The organism is Mesorhizobium maamorense, from assembly GCF_044998965.1.
Classification (GTDB): Bacteria; Pseudomonadota; Alphaproteobacteria; order Rhizobiales; family Rhizobiaceae; genus Mesorhizobium.
In genome coordinates this window covers 1,617,771-1,638,182 of record NZ_CP173356.1, presented here as the reverse complement: position 1 = coordinate 1,638,182, position 20,412 = coordinate 1,617,771, and the positions used below count along the sequence as shown (strand labels likewise).

22 protein-coding genes and 1 pseudogene are annotated in these 20,412 nt (G+C 61.7%); 15 read left to right on the top strand and 8 right to left on the bottom strand.

The features are described 5' to 3' along the window. The first annotated feature begins 111 nt into the window (after positions 1-111). From aztA to ACIU1A_RS08310, 4 genes and pseudogenes are all read left to right on the top strand, one after another. A pseudogene (aztA, locus tag ACIU1A_RS08325) lies at positions 112-946 on the top strand (zinc ABC transporter ATP-binding protein AztA). Continuing rightward, positions 946-1,821, top strand: coding sequence for a zinc ABC transporter permease AztB (gene aztB, locus ACIU1A_RS08320; protein WP_404927882.1), 876 nt, complete (start codon positions 946-948; stop codon positions 1,819-1,821). The pseudogene aztA and the gene aztB overlap by 1 nt, the downstream one beginning before the upstream one ends. A 29-nt stretch (positions 1,822-1,850) precedes the next feature. Beyond that, positions 1,851-2,792, top strand: coding sequence for a zinc ABC transporter substrate-binding protein AztC (aztC, locus tag ACIU1A_RS08315; RefSeq protein WP_404927061.1), 942 nt, complete (start codon positions 1,851-1,853; stop codon positions 2,790-2,792). 144 nt (positions 2,793-2,936) lie between these two features. Further along, positions 2,937-3,275 (top strand): TIGR01244 family sulfur transferase, encoded by a 339-nt coding sequence (locus ACIU1A_RS08310; RefSeq protein WP_404927060.1) that lies wholly within the window; start codon positions 2,937-2,939, stop codon positions 3,273-3,275. Here ACIU1A_RS08310 and ACIU1A_RS08305 read toward each other — a convergent pair. Beyond that, positions 3,272-3,739: an Lrp/AsnC family transcriptional regulator gene (locus tag ACIU1A_RS08305; protein WP_140515609.1), complete on the bottom strand. Its 468-nt coding sequence runs from the start codon at positions 3,737-3,739 to the stop codon at positions 3,272-3,274. The two genes, ACIU1A_RS08310 and ACIU1A_RS08305, sit on opposite strands and share 4 nt — an antisense overlap. A gap of 138 nt (positions 3,740-3,877) precedes the next feature. Here ACIU1A_RS08305 and hppD point away from each other — a divergent pair, with 138 nt between their 5' ends. The 3 genes from hppD to ACIU1A_RS08290 all read left to right on the top strand — a co-directional run bounded on the left by hppD (position 3,878) and on the right by ACIU1A_RS08290 (position 5,658). After that, a complete protein-coding gene (gene hppD / locus ACIU1A_RS08300; RefSeq protein WP_404927059.1) occupies positions 3,878-4,990 on the top strand; it encodes a 4-hydroxyphenylpyruvate dioxygenase in 1,113 nt (370 codons plus the stop codon). A gap of 69 nt (positions 4,991-5,059) precedes the next feature. After that, on the top strand, positions 5,060-5,284 hold the full coding sequence (locus tag ACIU1A_RS08295) for a type II toxin-antitoxin system Phd/YefM family antitoxin (RefSeq protein ID WP_140557060.1): 225 nt from the start codon (positions 5,060-5,062) through the stop codon (positions 5,282-5,284). Next, complete coding sequence (locus tag ACIU1A_RS08290; RefSeq protein WP_404927058.1) at positions 5,281-5,658, top strand: type II toxin-antitoxin system VapC family toxin; 378 nt, start codon at positions 5,281-5,283, stop codon at positions 5,656-5,658. The genes ACIU1A_RS08295 and ACIU1A_RS08290 overlap by 4 nt, the downstream gene beginning before the upstream one ends. A gap of 9 nt (positions 5,659-5,667) precedes the next feature. Here ACIU1A_RS08290 and ACIU1A_RS08285 read toward each other — a convergent pair whose 3' ends face one another. From ACIU1A_RS08285 to hmgA, 3 genes are all read right to left on the bottom strand, one after another. Next, entirely contained in the window at positions 5,668-6,204 is a 537-nt protein-coding gene (locus ACIU1A_RS08285) for a DinB family protein (RefSeq protein WP_140515603.1), read from the bottom strand. Between the two features lie 19 nt (positions 6,205-6,223). Then, the gene (locus tag ACIU1A_RS08280; protein ID WP_404927057.1) at positions 6,224-7,237 is read right to left on the bottom strand and encodes a fumarylacetoacetate hydrolase family protein; all 1,014 of its coding nucleotides are present in this window, start codon (positions 7,235-7,237) and stop codon (positions 6,224-6,226) included. A 119-nt stretch (positions 7,238-7,356) separates the two neighbouring features. Then, a complete protein-coding gene (hmgA, locus tag ACIU1A_RS08275; RefSeq protein ID WP_404927056.1) occupies positions 7,357-8,670 on the bottom strand; it encodes a homogentisate 1,2-dioxygenase in 1,314 nt (437 codons plus the stop codon). A 99-nt stretch (positions 8,671-8,769) separates the two neighbouring features. On the opposite strand from hmgA, the gene ACIU1A_RS08270 reads away from it, so the two are divergent. From ACIU1A_RS08270 to ACIU1A_RS08255, 4 genes are all read left to right on the top strand, one after another. Continuing rightward, positions 8,770-9,213: a MarR family winged helix-turn-helix transcriptional regulator gene (locus ACIU1A_RS08270; protein ID WP_140494170.1), complete on the top strand. Its 444-nt coding sequence runs from the start codon at positions 8,770-8,772 to the stop codon at positions 9,211-9,213. A gap of 157 nt (positions 9,214-9,370) precedes the next feature. After that, positions 9,371-10,009 carry a lysophospholipid acyltransferase family protein gene (locus tag ACIU1A_RS08265; RefSeq protein ID WP_404927881.1) on the top strand — a complete coding sequence of 213 codons (639 nt, stop codon included), beginning with the start codon at positions 9,371-9,373 and terminating at the stop codon, positions 10,007-10,009. After that, positions 10,006-10,956: a phosphatidate cytidylyltransferase gene (locus ACIU1A_RS08260; RefSeq protein WP_404927055.1), complete on the top strand. Its 951-nt coding sequence runs from the start codon at positions 10,006-10,008 to the stop codon at positions 10,954-10,956. The genes ACIU1A_RS08265 and ACIU1A_RS08260 overlap by 4 nt, the downstream gene beginning before the upstream one ends. Positions 10,957-10,960: 4 nt before the next feature. Beyond that, positions 10,961-11,608 carry a CDP-alcohol phosphatidyltransferase family protein gene (locus ACIU1A_RS08255; protein ID WP_181167398.1) on the top strand — a complete coding sequence of 216 codons (648 nt, stop codon included), beginning with the start codon at positions 10,961-10,963 and terminating at the stop codon, positions 11,606-11,608. Between the two features lie 39 nt (positions 11,609-11,647). On the opposite strand, the gene tdh is transcribed toward ACIU1A_RS08255, so the two are convergent. Both tdh and ACIU1A_RS08245 read right to left on the bottom strand, forming a co-directional pair. Further along, positions 11,648-12,682, bottom strand: a complete 1,035-nt coding sequence (gene tdh / locus ACIU1A_RS08250; protein WP_404927054.1) for an L-threonine 3-dehydrogenase — start codon at positions 12,680-12,682, stop codon at positions 11,648-11,650. A 52-nt stretch (positions 12,683-12,734) separates the two neighbouring features. Continuing rightward, entirely contained in the window at positions 12,735-13,922 is a 1,188-nt protein-coding gene (locus tag ACIU1A_RS08245) for a glycine C-acetyltransferase (protein ID WP_140557066.1), read from the bottom strand. Positions 13,923-14,244: 322 nt separating this feature from the next. Here ACIU1A_RS08245 and ACIU1A_RS08240 point away from each other — a divergent pair, with 322 nt between their 5' ends. Genes ACIU1A_RS08240 through ACIU1A_RS08230 form a run of 3 tightly spaced genes read left to right on the top strand, consistent with a single transcriptional unit; the run spans position 14,245 to position 17,109 of the window. Beyond that, positions 14,245-14,985: a hypothetical protein gene (locus ACIU1A_RS08240; RefSeq protein ID WP_404927053.1), complete on the top strand. Its 741-nt coding sequence runs from the start codon at positions 14,245-14,247 to the stop codon at positions 14,983-14,985. After that, entirely contained in the window at positions 14,909-16,369 is a 1,461-nt protein-coding gene (locus ACIU1A_RS08235; protein ID WP_404927880.1) for a putative bifunctional diguanylate cyclase/phosphodiesterase, read from the top strand. Before ACIU1A_RS08240 ends, ACIU1A_RS08235 begins: the two co-directional genes overlap by 77 nt. 5 nt (positions 16,370-16,374) lie before the next feature. After that, a complete protein-coding gene (locus tag ACIU1A_RS08230) occupies positions 16,375-17,109 on the top strand; it encodes a polysaccharide deacetylase family protein (RefSeq protein ID WP_404927052.1) in 735 nt (244 codons plus the stop codon). A 61-nt stretch (positions 17,110-17,170) separates the two neighbouring features. Here ACIU1A_RS08230 and ACIU1A_RS08225 read toward each other — a convergent pair whose 3' ends face one another. Next, positions 17,171-17,569 (bottom strand): MarR family winged helix-turn-helix transcriptional regulator, encoded by a 399-nt coding sequence (locus ACIU1A_RS08225; RefSeq protein WP_404927051.1) that lies wholly within the window; start codon positions 17,567-17,569, stop codon positions 17,171-17,173. 146 nt (positions 17,570-17,715) lie between these two features. Between ACIU1A_RS08225 and ACIU1A_RS08220 the strand changes: the two genes are divergently transcribed. Continuing rightward, positions 17,716-18,123, top strand: a complete 408-nt coding sequence (locus tag ACIU1A_RS08220; RefSeq protein WP_404927050.1) for a hypothetical protein — start codon at positions 17,716-17,718, stop codon at positions 18,121-18,123. A 128-nt stretch (positions 18,124-18,251) separates the two neighbouring features. Here the strand turns inward: ACIU1A_RS08220 and ACIU1A_RS08215 are convergent, their stop codons facing one another. Then, entirely contained in the window at positions 18,252-20,297 is a 2,046-nt protein-coding gene (locus tag ACIU1A_RS08215; protein WP_404927049.1) for an FAD-dependent oxidoreductase, read from the bottom strand. Between the last annotated feature and the right edge of the window lie 115 nt (positions 20,298-20,412).

Genomic DNA, 20,412 nt, shown 5'->3' with positions numbered 1-20,412 from the left:
GTTGAGCCGGCAGCCACAATTCCGCTCGATTGGCTTGTTGACTAATGTAATAACATCACATATCCAATCGGCGCTGCCCGGCAGCTGCACTACCGCCCCACGGACCGTCAAATGACCGAAACCTGCCTGACATTCCGTGACCTGACGCTTGGCTATAACAGCCATCCGGCGATCCATCATCTGGACGGCATCATACGCAAAGGCTCGCTGACCGCCGTCGTTGGCGCCAATGGCTCGGGCAAGTCGACGTTGATGAAGGGTATCGTCGGCGTGCTGAAGCCGATGGCCGGCGCGGTGACGCGGGCGCCTGGCGTGCGCGCCGCCTATCTGCCGCAGCAGTCGGAACTCGACCGCAGCTTTCCGGCCCGGGTCGTCGATCTGGTCTCGCTCGGCCTGTGGCCGAAACGCGGGCTGCTCGGCCGCCATACCAAGGAGGATCGCCAATCCGTCAGCGAGGCGTTGATGGCGGTCGGCCTTGGCGGCTTCGAGACCCGCCCGATCGACACGCTGTCGGGCGGCCAGTTGCAGCGCACCTTGTTTGCCCGCGTGCTGTTGCAGGATGCGGATCTCATCCTGCTCGACGAGCCGTTCAACGCCGTCGATGCAAAGACGATGGGCGATCTTATTGCGCTGATCAAGCGCTGGCATGGCGAGGAACGCACAATCATGGTCGTCGTCCACGACCTCGACCTTGTCCGGCAGAATTTTCCCGAAACGCTGCTGCTGGCCCGCCAGCCTGTCGCCTGGGGCGAGACGAAGGAGACGCTGCGGCCTGGAGAATCTCCTGCGGGCCAGGCGCTTCCATGAAGCGTGGGAAGAGAACGCGCCATGGTGCGAGCCGGGCGGACCCGATCATGACCATGACGGACATGATCACAATCATGATGAGCCTGCCCATGCACAGGATCGTCACCACCATCATGGCGCCGGACCAAGGGCTGCATGATGAACGTCTTCTACGAACTCTTCATCGCGCCTTTCGCCGATTTCGCCTTCATGCAGCGGGCGCTGTTCGGCTCGCTGATGCTGTCGCTCGGCGCCTGTCCGGTCGGCGTGTTCCTGATGTTGCGGCGCATGAGCCTCTCGGGCGACGCCATGGCGCACGCGATCCTGCCGGGCGCCGCCGCCGGCTTCCTGCTTTACGGGCTGGAAATCCTGCCGATGACCATTGGCGGCCTGATCGCCGGCATCGTCGTTGCACTCGGCGCGGGCGCCGTCTCGCGATTCACCATCCAGCGCGAAGACGCCTCGATGGCCGCCTTCTACCTGATTTCGCTCGCCGTCGGCGTGCTGATGGTTTCGGTCCGTGGCTCCAGCGTCGACCTCATGCATGTGCTGTTCGGTACGGTGCTGGCGCTCAACGATGAAGCGCTGACGCTGATCGGCGGCATCGTGCTGGTGACGCTTGCCAGTCTCGCCGTCTTCTGGCGGGCCTTGGTCGCCGAATGCCTCGACCCGCTGTTCCTGCGCTCGGTCAGCCGGTGGGGCAGTCCGGTGCATTTCATTTTCCTCGGCCTCGTCGTGCTCAACCTCGTTGGCGGCTTCCAGGCGCTGGGCACGCTTCTGTCGGTCGGACTGATGATGCTGCCGGCCGCCGCGGCCCGTTTCTGGACCGTGCGCGTCGAACCGATGTGCGTGCTGGCCGTGCTGATCGGCTTTGCCTCCTGCATCGCCGGACTGCTTCTGTCCTACCACGCCTCGCTGCCCTCAGGCCCGGCGATCATCCTGTCGGGAGGCGTCGTCTATTTCGCCTCGATCTTGTTCGGCACACGCGGCGCGCTGCGCGCCCGCATCGTCCATCACCGTCATCGGACGGCCTGATCCATCCCAAGCCTCCAAGGAGACCGCCCATGTTGAAATCGATCCGCGCCGCCCTTACGATGAGCGTTATAACAATAACTGCTCTCGACGCGTCGTCGGCCTTTGCGGCGCCCTTGAAAGTGGTCGCAAGTTTTACCGTCATTGCCGATTTCGCCAGGAATGTTGGCGGCGACCGCGTCAACATCACCACCATCGTGGGACCCGACGGCGATGCGCATGTCTACGAGCCGAGCCCGGCTGATGCGGTCGCCATGGCGGGCGCCGATCTGGTGCTGGTCAACGGCCTGCATTTCGAGGGCTTTCTACAGCGGCTGGTCGATGCCAGCGCCACCAAGGCCTCGATCGTCACCCTGACCAAGGGCGTGGCGGCGATCGACTTCAAACCGGAATTCGCCGATGCGGACGCGGCGGAGGGTGCGGGTACCGGCGGCAGCAAGACAGTCACCGACCCGCATGCCTTCCAGTCGATCGCCAACGCCAAGATCTATGTGAAGAACATTGCCGAGGCGTTCTGTGCGGCCGACAATGATGGCTGCGTCAGCTACCAGACCAACGCCGCGGCTTACACAAAGAAGCTCGACGCGCTCGAAGGTGAAGTGAAGGCGGCGATCCAGTCCATTCCCGAGGCAAAACGCGTTGTCATCACCTCGCATGACGCGTTCGGTTATTTCGAGCACGAATACGGCCTGACCTTCCTAGCGCCGGAGGGCGTCTCGACGGACTCCGAACCGTCGGCCGCCGACGTCGCCAAGCTGGTCGAGCAGGTCAAGCAGGACAAAGCGGCGGCGATCTTCGTCGAGAACATCACCAATCCGCGCCTGATCGAGCAGATCGCCAGCGAGACCGGCATCAAGGTCGGCGGCACGCTCTATTCCGACGCGCTGTCGCAGCCCGACGGCCCGGCCTCGACCTATATCGACATGATGCACAACAACATCACGCAGATCAAAGGCGCGATCCTCGGCAGTTGAGCCGCTCCGACCCAATCGGGCCCTCGCGGCCCGGTTGGATTTTCCGGTCAGCACTCGCTATTTGGCAGAGAAATCCCTCGGCGTGGATTGCCGGCCGTGCCGGGGAGTGGCAAGACTGCCCAACCAGATTGCGAGGACACCACAATGGAATACCGCGAGATCAGCGAGGACTATTCGGTCTCGGGCCAGATCCAGCCCGAGGACGTCGCCGCCATCAAGGCAGCCGGCTTCAAGAGCGTGATCTGCAACCGGCCGGACGACGAGCAGCCCGGCCAGCCTTCGGCCGACACGCTCAAGGCCGCAATCGAGGCTGCCGGGCTTGCCTTCCGCTACATTCCCGTCATCAGCGGCCAGATCACCGCGGAGAATGTCGAGGACCAGGGACAAGCGCTCGACGAGCTGGAAGGCCCGGTGTTCGCCTACTGCCGTTCCGGCGCTCGCTGCACCAATCTCTACGGGCTGATCCAGCAGTCGAAGGGTTAGATCGGCAGCGCGCCCGTCTCCTTGAGCGTCTCGAGCACAATCGCCGTCTTGACGTGCTGCACGGATTCGTGCGGCAAGAGCACGCCATTGACGAACTCCGACAATGATTTCAGGTCGGGCGTAACCACCTTCAGGATATAATCCATTTCGCCGGTCAGCGCGTGCGCCTCCTGCACTTCGGGCAGCCGCGCCACGAGTTCGCCGAAGCGCCGCGCATTGTCGCGGTTGTGGGTGGCCAAGGTCACCGAGATGACGTTGACCAGCGAAAAGCCCAGCCGGTCGCGGTCAAGCACGGCGCGATAGCCCTTGATATAGCCGTCCTCCTCAAGCCGCTGGCGGCGGCGCGAGCATTGCGAGGCCGAGAGGTTCACCCGCTCCGAAAGGTCGTTGTTGGTGAGCCGTGCGTCACACTGCAACAGCGCCAATATCTTGCGATCAAACTGATCAAGACGCGCATCATTCATGATACTTCCAAAAACCATGCACATTTCATGCATCAGATAAACATTTCAAGCGTTTGAATGCAAGCACCGTGCGACCTGCCCGCGCTATGATGAGTTGAGATGGCCTATGCAGGCCAAGCCAGCTTCCGGAGGATTATCATGGGTCCCTTCCCGCACGACGCCCCGCCCGCCAAGATCAGCAAGACCAACCCCGCCGGCACCGACGGTTTCGAGTTCGTCGAATTCGCGCATCCGGAGCCGCGGAAGCTGGCCCAGTTGTTCACCCGCATGGGCTACGTAGCCGTGGCCAGGCATCGCACGAAGGACATCACCGTCTGGCGGCAAGGCGACATCAACTATGTCGTCAACGCCGAGCCCAGCTCGCATGCGATGAAGTTCGTCGACAAGCATGGCCCATGCGCCTCCTCGATGGCGTGGCGGGTCGTGGACGCCAAGCATGCCTTCGAACACGCGGTATCGAAAGGAGCCACGCCTTACGAAGGCGCCGACAAGACGCTTGACGTGCCGGCGATCGTTGGCATCGGCGGCTCGCTGCTCTACTTCATCGAAACCTATGGCGAGAGGGGTTCGGCCTATGATGCCGAATTCGAATGGCTGGGCAAACGCGACCCCAGGCCGGAAGGCGTCGGCTTCTATTTCCTCGACCACCTCACGCATAATGTCTACCGCGGCAACATGGACAAATGGTGGGATTTCTACCGCGACCTGTTTGGCTTCAAGCAGATCCATTTCTTCGACATCGACGGCAAGATCACCGGGCTGGTCAGCCGGGCGATCACCTCGCCCTGCGGCAAGATCCGCATTCCGCTCAACGAGTCCAAGGACGACACCAGCCAGATCGCCGAATATCTGAAGAAGTACAATGGCGAGGGCATCCAGCACATAGCGGTGGGCACCGACGCGATCTACGAGGCCACCGACAAGCTTGCCGCCAACGGGCTGAAATTCATGCCCGGCCCGCCGGAGACCTATTACGAGATGTCGCATGCACGCGTGAGCGGCCATGACGAGCCGCTCGAACGCATGAAGAAGCATGGCATTTTGATCGACGGCGAAGGTGTGGTCGACGGCGGCACGACGAAGATCCTCTTGCAGATCTTCTCCAAGACCGTGATCGGACCAATCTTCTTCGAATTCATCCAGCGCAAGGGCGACGAAGGCTTTGGCGAAGGCAATTTCCGCGCACTGTTCGAATCGATCGAGCAGGACCAGATCAAGCGCGGCGTGATCAAGGTGCAGGCCGCGGAGTAGATCGATCCCGACCGGCGGCTTGCGGTTCGATAAATTATGACCTAAATTATGGTCACAAAGGATCGAGCCATGAATGTTTCCATCGCCGAGGCCAAGGCCAAATTGTCGGAACTCGTCAGCCGCGCGGAAGCCGGTGAAGAGATTGTACTCACGCGCCACGGCAAGGTGGCTGCGCGTATCGTGCCTCCGGCAACGGCGGAACCCTTGCCGCGTATCGGCGCGTTGAAAGGCAAGATCTGGATTGCGGACGATTTTGACGAACTCGGCCCCGAATGGGACGAGTACGTCAAATGATGATCGGCCCGTTTCTCGCCGATACCCATATCATCCTTTGGTCGATTTCGGACGATCGACGTCTCAGCAAGCACTACCGCGCCATCCTGGCTTCGGAAGCGGTGGTGTTCGCCAGCGCGGCAAGCGTCTGGGAAATTGTCATCAAGCGCTCAATCAGAAAACTCGATGCGCCGGATGATCTGCCAACACTGCTTCCAAGGATGCAATTTCAGCCGCTCGCCGTCACCTTCCAGCATGCGAACGCTGTCGCTGGCCTACCCCACCACCATGGCGATCCATTCGACAGACTACTGATTGCGCAGGCGCAAATGGACAAACTAACCATCATGACATCCGACCCGCATTTCGCCCGCTACGACGTCGCCCTGACATAAGCAGTGGTCTCACAAACCCAGCCGTCCAACCTCCTCCTGCCTTAGCTTCAAATCATAATCGAGCAGGAACTCGTCGAGTTGCGGCGGCGCGACCGACGTGCCGGACAGCATCGCGTGCACCTGGCCGCGATGGTGGATGTCATGCAGGAAAACATGGGCGAGGATATCGCCGATCTTTTCCGGGATCATGCCGTCTCCACGCCGGTCAGTGATGACATGGCGGTCGAGGTCGGCTTCCAACAAGGCATCGCAGAAGGTGATCAGCCTGCGGTCGAACTTGATCTGGGCCACTGACAAGTCGGCTGCGCTATCGAACGGCACGAAATCATCGTACACCGCGGCGCCGATACCGCCCTGCTCCAGAAAATCGAGATAGAGAAGATCGACCGCAAGGATGTGGTTGAGCGTCGCCCTTATCGACGGGAAGAAGCTGATGCGATTGGCTTCGAATTCACCAGGCCCCAGCATAAGCACGGCGCGGTAGAGCCGGTCGTTCGACCAGCGATTGTTGCGGGCCATGCGGCGCAGATGATCAAGTAGGTTCATCCTTCAACTTTTTGCGCTCTCACCCTTCATATTTCTCGACCGTCTGCTCGATGGCGCCGAAGATCGAATGCCCGGCCTTATCCTTCATCTCTATGCGCACCGTGTCGCCGAAATGCAGGAACGGCGTCTTCGGCTCGCCTGTCTCGATGGTCTCGATCATGCGCAGTTCGGCGATGCAGGAATAGCCCGCGCCGCCGGCCGAGACAGGTTTGCCAGGCTCACCGCCGAGCTTGTTGGAGACGGTGCCGGAGCCGATGATGGTGCCGGCCGCCAGCGGCCGTGTTTTCGCCGCGTGCACGATGAGCGTGGGGAAATCGAACGTCATGTCGACGCCGGCATTCGCCCGGCCGAAAGGTTTGCCGTTGAGGTCGGCAAGCAGCGGCAGGCTGACCTTGCCGCCATCCCAGGCCTCGCCCAACTCGTCCGGCGTCACCGCGACCGGCGAGAAGGCCGAGGACGGCTTGGATTGAAAGAAGCCGAACCCCTTGGCGAGTTCCGGTCCGGTGATCGCACGCAGCGTCACGTCGTTGACCAGCATCACCAGGCGAATCGCCTCCCGCGCTTTTTCGAGGCTGGCGCCCATTGGCACATCATCGACAACGACCGCGACTTCCGCCTCCATGTCGATGCCAGAGGCCTCGTCGGCCATGCGGATCGGGTCTCGCGGCGGGATGAAGCTGTCGGAGCCGCCCTGATAGATCAGCGGGTCGGTCCAGAAGCTCGCCGGCATCTCGGCCCCGCGCGCCTTCCGCACCAGTTCGACATGGTTCACATAGGCCGAACCGTCAGCCCATTGATAGGCGCGCGGCAGCGGCGAATGGGCATTATGTTCGTGAAAGCGCGCCGACGGCACCGCATTGCTCTCGAGCGACTCCGCCATTGCGGCCAGATGCGGCGAAATCCGCCGCCAATCGTCGAGCGCCGCCTGCAGCGTCGGCACCAGGAAGGAGGCATCGGTGAAGCGTGTAAGATCGCGCGAGACGACGACGAGCTTTCCGTCGCGCGTCCCGTTCTTCAATGTGGCAAGCTTCATGCGGTTTCCTCTCCTGACGCGGCCTTGCACCGCTTGGCCCACAACAAGGCTGTTATGGGCAATCGTCAAGCCGCCGGCTCAACTTTCCTGAAGGCAGTTTTCCGACGGCAGCGATCCATTCAGGACCAATCGCCCTCGGGTGTGCCATTGAAGCGCTTCTTCAGATCGGCCCAGCAGTCGATGTAATTGTCCTGCCTGGTGTCGAGTTCGGCAGCGTAGTGGGTCAGCATCTGCGGGAACCGGGTCTCGAACATGAAGGCCATGGTGTTGTCGAGCTTGACCGGTTTCAGATCCGCGCGCGAGGCCTTTTCGAAGCCAGGCGCGTCCGGGCCATGGGCCAGCATCAGATTGTGCAGGCTGATGCCGCCGGGAACGAACCCTTCTTCCTTGGCGTCGTACTGGCCGTGAATCAGCCCCATGAACTCGCTCATGATGTTGCGGTGATACCAGGGCGGGCGGAACGTATCCTCCGCCACCAGCCAGCGCGGCGGAAAGATGACGAAATCGATGTTGGCGGTGCCCTCCTCGCCGCTCGGCGCCGTCAGCACCGTGAAGATCGACGGATCGGGGTGGTCAAAGAGGATCGCACCAACCGGCGAAAACGTTGCCAGATCATATTTATAGGGTGCATAGTTGCCGTGCCACGCCACCACATCGAGGGGCGAATGGCCGATTTCCGTGACATGAAAATGTCCGCACCATTTGACGATCAGCCGGCAGGGCGTCTCCTTCTCCTCAAACCAGGCGCAGGGCGTCTTGAAATCGCGCGGATTGGCCAGGCAGTTGGCGCCGATCGGGCCGCGGTCGGGCATCGTCAGCTTGGCGCCGTAGTTCTCGCAGACATAGCCGCGCACTTCGGCATCGACCAGTTCGACCTTGAACACGAGGCCGCGCGGCAGGACCGCGATCTCGCCGGGCCTGAGCTCGATGACCCCCATCTCGGTGACGAAGCGCAAGGCGCCTACCTGCGGCACCACCAGCAACTCGCCGTCGGCGTTGAAGAAATGGTCGTCGACCATCGACCTGTTGGCGACATAGACATGCGCCGCCATGCCGGTCTGCCCAAGCACGTCGCCGGCGGTGGTGATCGAGCGCATGCCGGCGATGAAGTCGGTCGGCTCCTTCGGGATCGGCACCGGGCTCCAGCGATACTGGCCGAGCGCCAGCTCATGATCGCCGACATTGGGCGCACTTTTCCAGAAGGGATAGCTCACCGACTTGAAGCGCCCGGTATGTCTGACGCTCGGCCTGATGCGGTAAAGCCAGGAGCGCTCATTGGTGCCGCGCGGCGCGGTGAAGGGCGAACCGGAGAGCTGCTCGGCATAGAGGCCGTAGGCCGGCCGCTGCGGTGAATTACGCCCCTGCGGCAGCGAACCCGGCAGGCTTTCGGTTTCGAAATCGTTACCGAAACCCGGCATGTAGGAAAAGGCCATCGCTTCCTCCTCGCGAATGCTTGACCAAATTGGTTTCATTTGTAACCATCCAAAATGTAACTATCAATGCCGTGCGCCGGCATTTCTCGATGGCTGGTCATGGAATCCGAAATCCTGGAACTCGAAAGCTTTCTGCCCTACCGGCTGTATCGGCTGGCCGATGCGCTGAGCCGCGAATTCTCTCGGATCTACAAGGAGCGTCACGGCCTCACACGGCCGGAATGGCGTACGCTTTCGGGGCTTGGCCAGCGCGGCACAATGACCGCGACGGAACTCGGCGCGCAGTCGGCGATGCACAAGACAAAGGTTTCGCGTGCCGTGGCGGAGCTTGAGCGTCGCCGCTGGCTCATCCGAACCACTGACGAGAACGATCGCCGCGTCGAGCACCTGGCGCTGACCAGAGCCGGACTTGCGGCCTATAGCGAGATGGTGCCACTGGCGAAGGCTTTCGAACGGGAGCTGCTGGCCCAGCTGAGCGCCGACCAGCAAGCCTCCATCGTCAAAGGCGTTGCGTCCTTGGAAAGCGCGTTGGGTCTGAGATAGCGGCTATCGGCAGATAGAATATGAGACGGTGGCTCGACGCGACAGCGCCTTGAAGCAGAGACTGTCTGGCGGTCATTTTCGATCGCTGCTTGCTCGGTGGCGGATTTTCAGTGCTGTATGTCAGTCAGTGATCATCGACGGGCGAATTGGGGGAAGAATGAAGTCGCTGCTCGCGAGGCCGGTGGCCGTGGTCGTCTTGCTGTTTGCCAGAGCCATCACCGCTGTGCGGCCGTTTTGGCATGAAGGCAGATTGCCTCGGCGTCGCTCGATCTTCTTTGCCAATCATTCCAGCCATGGCGATTTCATCTTGATCTGGGCTGTTCTGCCGCCGCGCCTGCGGCGGCGGGTGCGTCCCGTAGCGGGTGCCGACTACTGGCTGAAATCAAAAGTCCGAGCCTTCATCGGCCGTGACGTTTTCAATGCCGTACTGATCGAGCGCAATCGCGATGGACGCACGATGGATCCTGTCGAAAGCATGGGAGAGGCGATGAGGGAAGGCTCTTCGCTCATTCTCTTCCCGGAAGGCACGCGCAACCAATCCGACGCGTCCTTGCAGCCATTCAAGTCCGGGCTGTTCCATTTGGCGGCATCGCACCCGGATTTCGAGTTGGTGCCGGTATGGATCGCCAATCTCAACCGGGTGATGCCGAAAGGGGAATTCGTGCCTATCCCGCTGATCTGCACCGTGACGTTCGGCGAGCCAATGAACCTGGCTGATGGCGAGAGCAAGGATATGTTCCTCGAGCGGGCACGTGTGGCGCTGCTGGCGCTGGCACCGAAAAAGGCAGCGGAATGAGCTCAACCCAATTCGATATGATGGTTCTCGTGCTCGGCGTCTGCGGGATCCTGCTCGTGGCCTCTTTCGTGGGGCATATCCTGGAGCGACGGCTGTCGCCAGAAGGCTCCAACCCAGCCATCGAGAACCTCAACGCCCGTATCAATGCCTGGTGGGTAATGGCGATCCTCATCGCCATAGCATTCATCGCCGGGCGGATCGGCGTCCTGCTTCTCTTCGGCTTCTGTTCCTTCGCCGCACTTCGCGAATTCGTGACGCTGACCAACACCAGGCGTGCCGACCACTGGGCGCTGGCCACGGCGTTTTTCGTCGTGCTGCCGGTACAGTATGTGCTGCTCTGGATCGAGGACTACGGGATCTTTTCTGTTTTCATCCCGGTCTACGCCTTCCTGTTGATGCCAATCATCTCAGCCACACGGGGCGACACCCAGCACTTCCTCGTTCGAATTGCCGAGGTGCAATGGGCGTTGATGATCTGCGTTTTCTGCGCCTCCCACGTCCCGGCTCTTCTGACGTTGCATATTCCCGGCTACGAGGGTCGCAATGTGCTTCTGATAGCCTTCCTTGTCATCGTCGTGCAATTGAGCGACGTACTGCAATACATCTGGGGAAAGGCGATCGGGCATACGAAGATCGCACCAAAGCTTTCGCCGTCCAAGACGCTTGAAGGTTTCCTCGGCGGCGTTGCAAGCGCCAGCCTCATCGGCGCTGGCCTGTGGTGGATCACGCCGTTCTCTCCGCTTCAGGCGGGCGCGATGGCCTTCCTGATCACGCTGATGGGTTTTTTCGGCGGCCTTGTGATGTCCGCCATCAAACGTGACCGCGGCGTGAAGGATTGGGGCCATCTGATCGACGGCCATGGCGGCCTGACAGATCGGCTGGATTCGGTGGTTTTCTCCGCTCCGATCTTCTTCCATCTCACTCGTTATTTCTGGTCACCGGGATGAGGCAGTGATGAACACGGGCGATCGCAGACCACTTGCAAGCCGCGACACGCGCTGGGCACAAGCGACGGCCAGACGTCTCGCCGCACTCTCCGTGACCCCCAACCAGATTTCGCAGGCCAGTATCCTCGCCGGCGCGCTGGCAGGCACGGCCTTCTGGCTTGGCGGGCAGAGCGGCGGCACTTCTCGTTTGCTGCTGTTGCTGGGCGCGGCGCTGTTTTGCCAACTGCGGCTGCTGTGCAATCTGTTCGATGGCATGGTCGCCGTCGAGGGCGGCAAGGCGTCGGCCGACGGGCCGTTCTGGAACGAGTTCCCGGACAGGCTCGCCGATATCGCCATCATGGCCGGCATAGGTTACGGCATCGGCATGCCTGGCCTTGGCTGGGCAGCGGCCTGTTTTTCGGTTCTCACCGCCTATGTGCGGGAATTGGGGCGGGCCAACGAGACGCCGAGCGATTTCACCGGACCGATGGCCAAGCCACATCGCATGGCAGTCGCAACCGTCGCGGCACTGCTATCTACCGGAGAATTCCTTTGGAATGGCCACAACGAAGTCTTGACGCTTGCGCTCGCCGCCATTGCCATCGGCGCCGCCGCAACTGCGTTGCGGCGCGCCTGGCGACAGGTGCGATGGCTGAAAACCAGGCGACCCTAGCATCGCCTGCCTCGAGGCCTGAGACTCCCGGCGCATCGATTACCAGTCCATCACCACCTTGCCCGAACTGCCGCTGCGCATCGCATCGAATCCAACCTGGAAATCATCGATGCCGATGCGGTGCGTGATCAGGCCTGAGACGTCGAGCGGGCCCTGGACCAGCGCGATCATCTTGTACCAGGTCTCGAACATCTCGCGGCCATAGATGCCCTTGAGATGCAGCATCTTGAAGATGACCTTGTTCCAGTCGATCTCGAACCCGGTCGGCGCAATGCCGAGGATGGCGATCTTGCCGCCATTGTTCATGGTGTCGATCATGTCGCGGAAGGCGGGGGCTGCCCCCGACATTTCCAGGCCGACATCAAAACCCTCCGTCATGCCGAGCGCCGGCATCACGCCGCTCAGTTTTTCCTTGGAGGCGTCGACGACGTGCTGGACGCCAAGCTTGCGCGCAAGATCCAGCCGAACCGGATTGATATCGGTGATAACGACCTTCCTGGCGCCGACGCATTGCGCCACCAGCGCGCCCATGATGCCGATCGGTCCGGCGCCGGTGACCAGCACGTCCTCGCCGACCAGATCGAATGACAATGCGGTGTGAACCGCATTGCCCAGGGGATCGAAGATCGCGGCGATCTCGTCCGGCACATCGTCCGGGATCGGCACGACATTGTGCTGTGGGATCGCCAGGTACTCGCCGAAGGCGCCCGGGCGATTGACGCCGACGCCGAGCGTGTTGCGGCACAGATGCCCCCTGCCCGCGCGGCAGTTGCGGCAATGTCCGCAGACGATGTGGCCTTCGCCCGACACGCGTTGGCCGACCTTGTATTCGGTGACCGCGGCGCCGAAATCCGCGACGGTGCCGACGAATTCATGGCCGGTCACCATCGGCACGGGCACCGTCTTCTGCGCCCACTGGTCCCAATTGTAGATGTGGACGTCGGTGCCGCAGATCGCGGTCTTCTTCACCTTGATCAGGACGTCGTTGGGGCCGATTTCCGGCACCGGCACCTCTTCCATCCAGATGCCCGGCTCGGCCTTGGCCTTCACCAGCGCCTTCATCATGTTCGACATTCTTTTGTCCCTTGAATCTCTTGATCCGGAAGCGGTTTGCGGCGCCGGTCGCTCAGGAAATCACACCTAGTTCCTTGCCAACCGCACCGAAAGCCTCGACCGCCCGATCAATGTCGGCGCTGGAATGCGCAGCCGACATCTGCGTGCGGATGCGCGCCTGGCCCTTGGGCACTACCGGGAAGGAGAAGCCGATGACATAGATGCCGCGTTGCAGCATGCGCGCCGCCATCTCCTGCGCCAAGCTGGCATCGCCCAGCATGACCGGGATGATCGGATGGCCGGCGCCTGCCAGCGTGAAGCCGAGCTTCCCCATCTGTGTCCGAAACCGTTCCGCATTGGCATATAGGCGCTCGCGCAGGGCATCGCCATTGCGGATCATGTCGAACACTCTGATCGAGGCGCCGGCGATCGCCGGCATCAGCGTGTTGGAAAACAGATAGGGCCGCGAGCGCTGGCGCAGCCAGTCGACCACCTGTTTCTTGCCGGACGTGTAGCCGCCGGAAGCGCCGCCCAGCGCCTTGCCGAGCGTACCGGTGATGATGTCGACCCTGCCCTCGACGCCGCAATGCTCAGCCGAGCCGCGGCCGTTCCTGCCGACGAAGCCGACCGCGTGACTGTCGTCGACCATGACCATGGCATCGTATTTTTCGGCCAGATCGCACACACCCGCGAGATTGGCGATGATGCCATCCATCGAGAACACGCCGTCGGTGGCGATCAGCCGGAAACGGCAATCCTTCGCCTCCTTCAGCCGCGCCTCGAGATCCGCCATATCGTTGTTGGCGTAGCGGAAGCGCTTGGCCTTGGACAGCCTGACCCCGTCGATGATGGAGGCGTGGTTCAGCGCATCGGAGATGATGGCGTCCTCCTCGCCCAGAAGCGTCTCGAACAGTCCACCATTGGCATCGAAGCAGGAGCCGTAGAGGATGGTGTCGTCCATGCCGAGGAAGGACGATATCGTCGCTTCCAACTGCTTGTGCTCCTCCTGCGTGCCGCAGATGAAACGCACCGAAGCCATGCCGTAGCCGTAGCGGTCGAGCGCGTGCTTTGCCGCCTCGCGCAGGTCGGGGCTGTCGGCGAGGCCGAGATAGTTGTTGGCGCAGAAATTCAGCACCTTCTCGCCGCCAACCTCGATCTCAGCCGACTGCGTGGAGGAAATCACCCGCTCGGACTTGTACAGTCCGGCCGATCTGAGCCCCTCAAGTTCGCCGTCGATATGGGAGAGAAATGCTGCGGTCATGATCGTGCCTCGTTTGACGTGGGCCGACTGTCGTCCCGCACGCACAAAAAATCCACCGCAAAAGCGACCGGATCAGGTGGCTGGGTAATGTCGAACGGATGCCGCAGGCATGGCTCGAGAGACGATCCGGATCACATGGGGCCGGCGAATGTTCAAATGCGGACCGGCCGCGAAAGAGGCCGATAACCATTTCGCGACCTTTAAGCCTTTCCCCTTGTCGGCCAGCTGTCGATTTCCAGTCCTGTTAATGTTTGCAGTTCAATGATGCTCATACAGGAATCCGTTGGCGAGAGGGCCGCCCCCCAAGATGTCGCAGCAGCCGGTGCAAACCGTTTCAGGCAAGCTCATACTGCTGATCAAGGCTGGTTATTGGCTGGCGCTGCTGATCATCGCCGCCATGGTGGTGGCTTCCTTCATCCTGCTGCAGCAGGTGATGGCCACCCAACGGCACAACCATACGCTGCTCGATATCGTCAGCACGCAAAAGACGCTGTCGCAGCGCATCGTCTTCCTCGCCGGTGCGACCGGTGCTGCTTCGCGCGACAAGCAGCCGGCGCTCGTCAACGCGCTCAAGCAGGCGACGGCGGAGTTCGAAACCAACTATGACCTGCTGCTCAAGCAGACGGCCGCCGATCCAAAGTCGCCGGCCAGGCTCGATCCGAAGACGATCGAGAACGTCCTTTTCGGCAAGCCTTTCCATCTCGACTATTTTTCCGTCGGGCTGGTCGCCAATGGCGAACGCCTGGTATCGGCCTTCTCGTCCCAACTCGCACTCGGCGACAATGGCGGCTACAAGGGCGGTTACGAGCGCGTCACCCTCGACGCCTCGGTCGCCAACGCAACATTGTCGGGCTATTCGGCGCTGGGCCAGCGCATCAGCGCTTTCGCCGACGAACGATCCGAAAAAGATGCTCGATCTGCACCGCACGCTGTTTTACGCCACGATCGGCGTCATCGTTCTGGTGGCGCTGTTCATCTTCCGGCCCATGTCAAACGCGATCCTGCGCAAGACGCGCGAACTCGTCGATGCGCGCAATTCGATGGCCTTCATCGCCGTTCATGACGGGCTGACAGGTCTGCACAACCGCACATTCCTGACCGACCATTTCGACACGCTGATCAAGAGCGCGCATCGTCGGCGCGAACGTCTTGCGGTGGTGCAGCTTGATCTCGACCGGTTCAAGCAGATCAACGACACGCTCGGCCACGCCGCCGGCGACTATGTGCTGGTCATCACGGCCCAGCGCATGCGCGATTCCTGTCGGGCGTCGGATCTGTGCGTGCGCCTCGGTGGCGACGAGTTCGTGATGATCCTCAACGGCGCCGGCGGCAGCGAAGACATCAACATGCTGGCACGGCGCATTCTTGCGCACATCAACGAGCCGATCGTCTTCCAGGGCACGACCATTCTACCGGGCGCCAGCGGCGGCATCGCCGTCTATCCGATCGACGCCGACAACGCCCAGGACCTGCTGGTTCACGCCGATCTGGCGCTTTACTCCGCCAAGAAGATGGGCGGCGGCAATTTCTCGTTCTTCTCCGAGGAATTGCGTCGCGAACTCGATTATCGCAAGCAACTTGAGCACGACATCAAGGTTGCCATTTCACAGCAGGCATTCCAGGTCTATTTCCAGCCGCAGGTTTCACTGAGCGACGGCACGATCAGTGGCATCGAGGCGCTGGTGCGCTGGAACCATGCCGAGCGCGGCATGATCTCGCCTGGCGAATTCATTCCCGTCGCCGAGAAATGCGGTTTCATGCCTGATATCGGCCGCATCGTCATCAGCAAGGCGATCAACGAAGCCGCCGTATGGAACCGCGACGGCATTGCTTTCGGACGACTTGCGGTCAACGTATCCGGAACCGAATTGCGCGAGCACGACTTCGATGCTTTCCTGTTCGAGACGCTTGAGAAGGCCGGCCTGCCGCCGCAGAAACTGTCGCTGGAAATCGTCGAATCCGTCATTCTCGATGACGAGAAGACAGGCATCGCGGCAAAGCTACGCCATATCAGGGCCGCCGGCGTCCATCTTGAGCTCGACGATTTCGGCACTGGCTACGCGTCGCTCAGCCACGTCAATCCCAACGAGATCGACCGGCTGAAGATCGATCGCCGCTTCGTCCAGAACATCCATGAGAACGGTGACAACTCCAAGATCGTGCGCGCCATCACCGAGCTCGCGCGCGGCCTTGGTATCTCGATCGTCGCGGAGGGCGCCGAGACCGAAGCCGAACTCGATTCACTGATGGCCATCGGATGCGACCAGGTGCAGGGCTACTCCATCGCCTTCCCGATGCCGCAGGACAAAGCCCGTGACTGGCTGAGCGCCCGCATGCCGAAGAAGGCTAGGCTAACGGTGCTGCAGGAAGCCTGGCGTAGGCAGCCCTCACCCGCGCTTGACAACTCATCACCGAAATGGCGCCCTGTGACGATCGCAAACGGGTAGCCCCGATGCCGCTTCTGCTTGCTTTGCTGACCATGCTCGCCGCATTTCCCGCTTATGCAGCGGATCGCACCATCTATCTGACTTTCGATGACGGACCGCTGAACGGCACCAGCAACATCCTCGACGCGCTGGAAGCGCAGCAGGTGCCGGCGACGTTGTTCATGGTCGGCATGCATGCGCAGGCGAGCGCGGGCAACAAGGCATTAGTCAGACGCGCAAAAGCTCTGCCGCTGGTGACGGTCGGCAATCACAGCTACAGCCACGCCAACAATCGCTACCAGCATTTCTATGCCGATACGGAAGGCGTGGTGGCCGACATGCTGCGGGCCAATGCCGTGCTCGGGCTCGCTCCAGCGGTTCATGCGAGGCTGCCTGGGCGCGACGTGTTCAGACTGCCCTCAATGTCGAAGAACGACACCTCGCTCGGCCTTGCGCAGGAAGGCCGGGAGGAGCCGGACTACGAATTCGTCGCCGCTTCCGGCTTCTATCTCTATGGCTGGGACCATGAGTGGGTGCATGACGACACAGGCAAGCCGGTGCAGAGCGTCGACCACCTGGTCAGCGAGATCGATCACTTGTTCGGCTATGGCCGCTTCGTCAAGCGCGGAAAGATGATCCTGCTCATGCATGACGAGATGTTCCAGGACGGCTTCGACGGCAAGACGAAACTGACCAGGCTGATTACAGCGCTGAAGCAGCGCGGCTATGCTTTTGGGACAATCCAGAGCTATGACGACTGAGCGGGCGATCCCTAGAGCGCCTAGTGTCGAAAGAGATTTACGTGGCGCGCCTTGGACATCGTCAGCTTTCCACATTGGCCCGCAAGGTCGCCAGCACTTGCGCAAACTCCGCCAGCCTGTCGTCTGACAGGCCCACGCGCAGCCGCTTGTCGAAAGCAAGCGCCGCCTTGCGCAGTGTCTCGAACATCGCCTCTCCGGCCTCTGTCAATTCGACCAGATGGACCCGGCGGTTGACGGGGTCGCGGCGGCGCGTCAGCAATCCCTGCGCCTCCATCCCGTTCAGATGATGGGTGAGCGTCGCTCCCTGTATGCCGATCATTCCGGCAAGCTCACGCTGGTTGGCAAGCTTGCTCGATTTGACCGACAGCAGAGTAAGCCAGACGGGCAATGTGCCGCCGGCTTCAACCAAAGCGGTGTCGAAGGCCTGTGCAACAAGCTTGGCGGTGCGGCCGAGATTCATGCCGACCGGCGGGCGTTCAAAGGGCGTCATGGCAAGACACTAGACGGTGTTTTCCACGGATGGAACTGGCACTCATTTATACATTGACATCTAACAGTTAGATATCTAACTATTTAGGCGACGGCGGGCAAGAGAGGAGAGCTGGTATGCAATATGTCTACATCATCACCATCGGTCTTCACGTCATGGCGGGGGTGTTCTGGGCCGGCACCACCATCACGCTGGCGCGCGACCCCGAGATCCGGGCTGAACGCTTCATTGGACCGCAAATGGGAGCGGCCGGCATGGTGTTTCTCACCGGTGCGCTGCTCTGGTATTTTTTCCATGGTGCCTATTTCGGTTCGATGGAAATGGTGCTGGCCCTCGGCATCGTTGCCGCCTTCGCCGCGGCTGGAGTGCTCAGCACCATGGTCCGCCGCACCAGCACGCAGCTTGCTGGCGCCAACGCGGCCACCGAACCTGCCCTGCGCGCGAAGATGGCCCAAGGCGAGCGAATCGCCGCCTGGCTGCTGGTTCTCACCGTGCTCTGCATGGCCACCGCCAGAATGTTCTGATCACGGATCGTACGGTGCCGGCGCAAGCAGGCGGCGTACGCGGCGCGCCACGAACCAAGGCAGCAGATGGCTCTACTTGCGGAGGTTCCGTTGCGCGCCTCCCCGAAATTGTTAGCGACAGCAGCCTTTCAAATCCTTAGCCCGAACCTGATGCCGTCATAGATGGCGGCGTGGATGTTGCGCGAGGCGACGGCATCGCCGATGCGGAACAGCACGAAAGATCCTTGCGGATTGCGCTCGGGAAAAATGTCGCCACCACTCACCAGCCGCTCATAGTCTATGGCGCCGCCGTTCGTCGCCAATGGCTTCAGCGAGAGATAAAGGTCGTCTAGCGGCGCCGTGCCATGCTCGACCACCACCTGGTCGACCCGCCGCTCGCCGCGCCAGCCATCGGCGAAATCGGAGGCAAGCTCGGCAACCAGTTGATTGCCCTCGCGGCGCACCGAGCGCAGCCTTGTGTTGATAGTGATGGTGACCCCCTTCTCCTGGAAGGCGCGCATGTAGGGTACGTGGTTCATGCCGCCCATTTCCGGCGCGAAGAATCGCTCCGGCGAAACCAGTTCCAGCTTCGAACCGGCAGCCGCGACGAGTTCCGCAGCGCCCATTCCCTGATGGCCTCCATTGTCGTCATAGAGCAGCACGTTTTCAGCCGGCTTGACGCTGCCAGCCATGATGTCCCAGCTCGATGTGACAAGAGTGTCGCCCGCCGTCAGCGGCGGATTCTGCGGCAGTCCGCCGGTGGCGATCACCACGACATCGGGCGACAACGCCAGAACGTCGTCCTTCTCGGCCCAACTGTCGTAGCGGATCTCGACGCCGAGCCGGTCGAGTTCGGCCAACCGCCAGTCGACGATGCCGATCAATTCCTTGCGGCGCGGGTTCTGCGTCGCCAGCCTGACCTGCCCGCCGGCCTGGCCCGATGCCTCCAGCACCGTCACCTGATGGCCGCGCTCCGCGGCCACGCGCGCTATTTCCAGTCCGCCTGCACCAGCGCCGATGACGACGACTTTTCGCTTTGGTCCCTCGGCCTTGGTGATGATATGCGGAATGTCCGCCTCGCGGCCGGTCGCCGCATTGTGGACGCAGAGCGCCTCGCCGCCTTCGTAGATGCGGTCGAGGCAGTAGGTGGCTCCGACACACGGGCGGATTTCGTGCTCGCGCCCTTCCATCACTTTGCGGACGATGTGCGGATCGGCGATGTGGGCGCGGGTCATGCCGACCATGTCGAGCTTGCCGGCGGCGATGGCGTGGCGCGCGGTTGCGACGTCGGAAATTCGCGCCGCGTGGAAGGTCGGGAATTTCGTCGCCGCCCTCACCTCGCCGGCGAAGTCGAGATGCGGCGATGAGCGCATGCCGGTCACCGGAATGACCTTGGTCAGTGCCGCGTCGGTCTCGATCGAGCCCCGGATGATGTTGAGGAAATCGACCTTGCCTGATGAGGCAAGCCGCCTGGCGATCTCGACGCCCTCCTCTTTCGACAGGCCTTGCGAAAAATCCTCGTCGGCGACCATACGTATGCCGACGACGAATTTTTCGCCGACGGCCGCCCGCACGGCGTCGAGCACCATGTCGGTGAACCGCAGCCGGTTGTCGAGCGAGCCGCCGAATTCGTCGTCCCGATGGTTGGTGGACGGAGACCAGAAGCCGTCCATCAGATGGCCGTAAGCCTCGAATTCGATGCCGTCGAGACCGGCGGCCTGGCAGCGCTGGGCGGCGGAAGCATAGTCGGAAACGATGCGTTCGATATCCCAATCCTCGATGGTCTTGGGAAAGGCGCGATGCGCCGGCTCCCGCACCGGCGAAGCCGACAGGACGGGCAGCCAGTCGGCCTTGTTCCAACCGGTTCGACGGCCGAGATGGGTGATCTGGATCATCACCTTGCACTCATGCTCGTGGCAGGCGTCGGTCAGTTCCGCGAGCCATCGCACGATCCCGTCATCATAGAGATGCAAATTGCCGAAAGCGGCCGGGCTGTCGCGTGAAACGATGGCCGAGCCGGCGGTCATTGTCAGCGCCATGCCGCCCTTGGCCTTCTCCGTGTGGTAGAGCCGGTACCGCGCCTTGGGCATGCCGTCTTCCGAATAGGCAGGCTCGTGGCTGGTCGACATCACCCGGTTCTTCAACGTCAGATGCTTGAGCTGATAGGGCTGGAGAAGCGGATCGTTGCTGGTCATCGTCTTCCTGCGGTTTCAAATTGTGTTATTGAGCGGCCAGATGCGCCGCCCCTGAGTGGATTGCGGCGTTTATTCCAATCTTCGTTCGCGCCGACCGCCATGGAAGCGTGCTTCC

What these genes read in the sequence shown, in the direction of transcription:
- ACIU1A_RS08285 (WP_140515603.1), bottom strand. Translation starts at nt 6,204, where the DNA reads ATGAACCTACTTGATCATCTGCGCCGCATGGCCCGCAACAATCGCTGG.
- ACIU1A_RS08310 (WP_404927060.1), top strand. Translation starts at nt 2,937, where the DNA reads ATGGAATACCGCGAGATCAGCGAGGACTATTCGGTCTCGGGCCAGATC.
- ACIU1A_RS08270 (WP_140494170.1), top strand. Translation starts at nt 8,770, where the DNA reads ATGGAATCCGAAATCCTGGAACTCGAAAGCTTTCTGCCCTACCGGCTG.
- ACIU1A_RS08230 (WP_404927052.1), top strand. Translation starts at nt 16,375, where the DNA reads ATGCCGCTTCTGCTTGCTTTGCTGACCATGCTCGCCGCATTTCCCGCT.
- ACIU1A_RS08290 (WP_404927058.1), top strand. Translation starts at nt 5,281, where the DNA reads ATGATGATCGGCCCGTTTCTCGCCGATACCCATATCATCCTTTGGTCG.
- ACIU1A_RS08295 (WP_140557060.1), top strand. Translation starts at nt 5,060, where the DNA reads ATGAATGTTTCCATCGCCGAGGCCAAGGCCAAATTGTCGGAACTCGTC.
- ACIU1A_RS08225 (WP_404927051.1), bottom strand. Translation starts at nt 17,569, where the DNA reads ATGAATCTCGGCCGCACCGCCAAGCTTGTTGCACAGGCCTTCGACACC.
- aztC (WP_404927061.1), top strand. Translation starts at nt 1,851, where the DNA reads ATGTTGAAATCGATCCGCGCCGCCCTTACGATGAGCGTTATAACAATA.
- aztB (WP_404927882.1), top strand. Translation starts at nt 946, where the DNA reads ATGAACGTCTTCTACGAACTCTTCATCGCGCCTTTCGCCGATTTCGCC.
- ACIU1A_RS08235 (WP_404927880.1), top strand. Translation starts at nt 14,909, where the DNA reads ATGTCAAACGCGATCCTGCGCAAGACGCGCGAACTCGTCGATGCGCGC.
- ACIU1A_RS08260 (WP_404927055.1), top strand. Translation starts at nt 10,006, where the DNA reads ATGAGCTCAACCCAATTCGATATGATGGTTCTCGTGCTCGGCGTCTGC.
- tdh (WP_404927054.1), bottom strand. Translation starts at nt 12,682, where the DNA reads ATGTCGAACATGATGAAGGCGCTGGTGAAGGCCAAGGCCGAGCCGGGC.
- ACIU1A_RS08280 (WP_404927057.1), bottom strand. Translation starts at nt 7,237, where the DNA reads ATGAAGCTTGCCACATTGAAGAACGGGACGCGCGACGGAAAGCTCGTC.
- hppD (WP_404927059.1), top strand. Translation starts at nt 3,878, where the DNA reads ATGGGTCCCTTCCCGCACGACGCCCCGCCCGCCAAGATCAGCAAGACC.
- ACIU1A_RS08265 (WP_404927881.1), top strand. Translation starts at nt 9,371, where the DNA reads ATGAAGTCGCTGCTCGCGAGGCCGGTGGCCGTGGTCGTCTTGCTGTTT.
- ACIU1A_RS08215 (WP_404927049.1), bottom strand. Translation starts at nt 20,297, where the DNA reads ATGACCAGCAACGATCCGCTTCTCCAGCCCTATCAGCTCAAGCATCTG.
- hmgA (WP_404927056.1), bottom strand. Translation starts at nt 8,670, where the DNA reads ATGGCCTTTTCCTACATGCCGGGTTTCGGTAACGATTTCGAAACCGAA.
- ACIU1A_RS08305 (WP_140515609.1), bottom strand. Translation starts at nt 3,739, where the DNA reads ATGAATGATGCGCGTCTTGATCAGTTTGATCGCAAGATATTGGCGCTG.
- ACIU1A_RS08220 (WP_404927050.1), top strand. Translation starts at nt 17,716, where the DNA reads ATGCAATATGTCTACATCATCACCATCGGTCTTCACGTCATGGCGGGG.
- ACIU1A_RS08245 (WP_140557066.1), bottom strand. Translation starts at nt 13,922, where the DNA reads ATGACCGCAGCATTTCTCTCCCATATCGACGGCGAACTTGAGGGGCTC.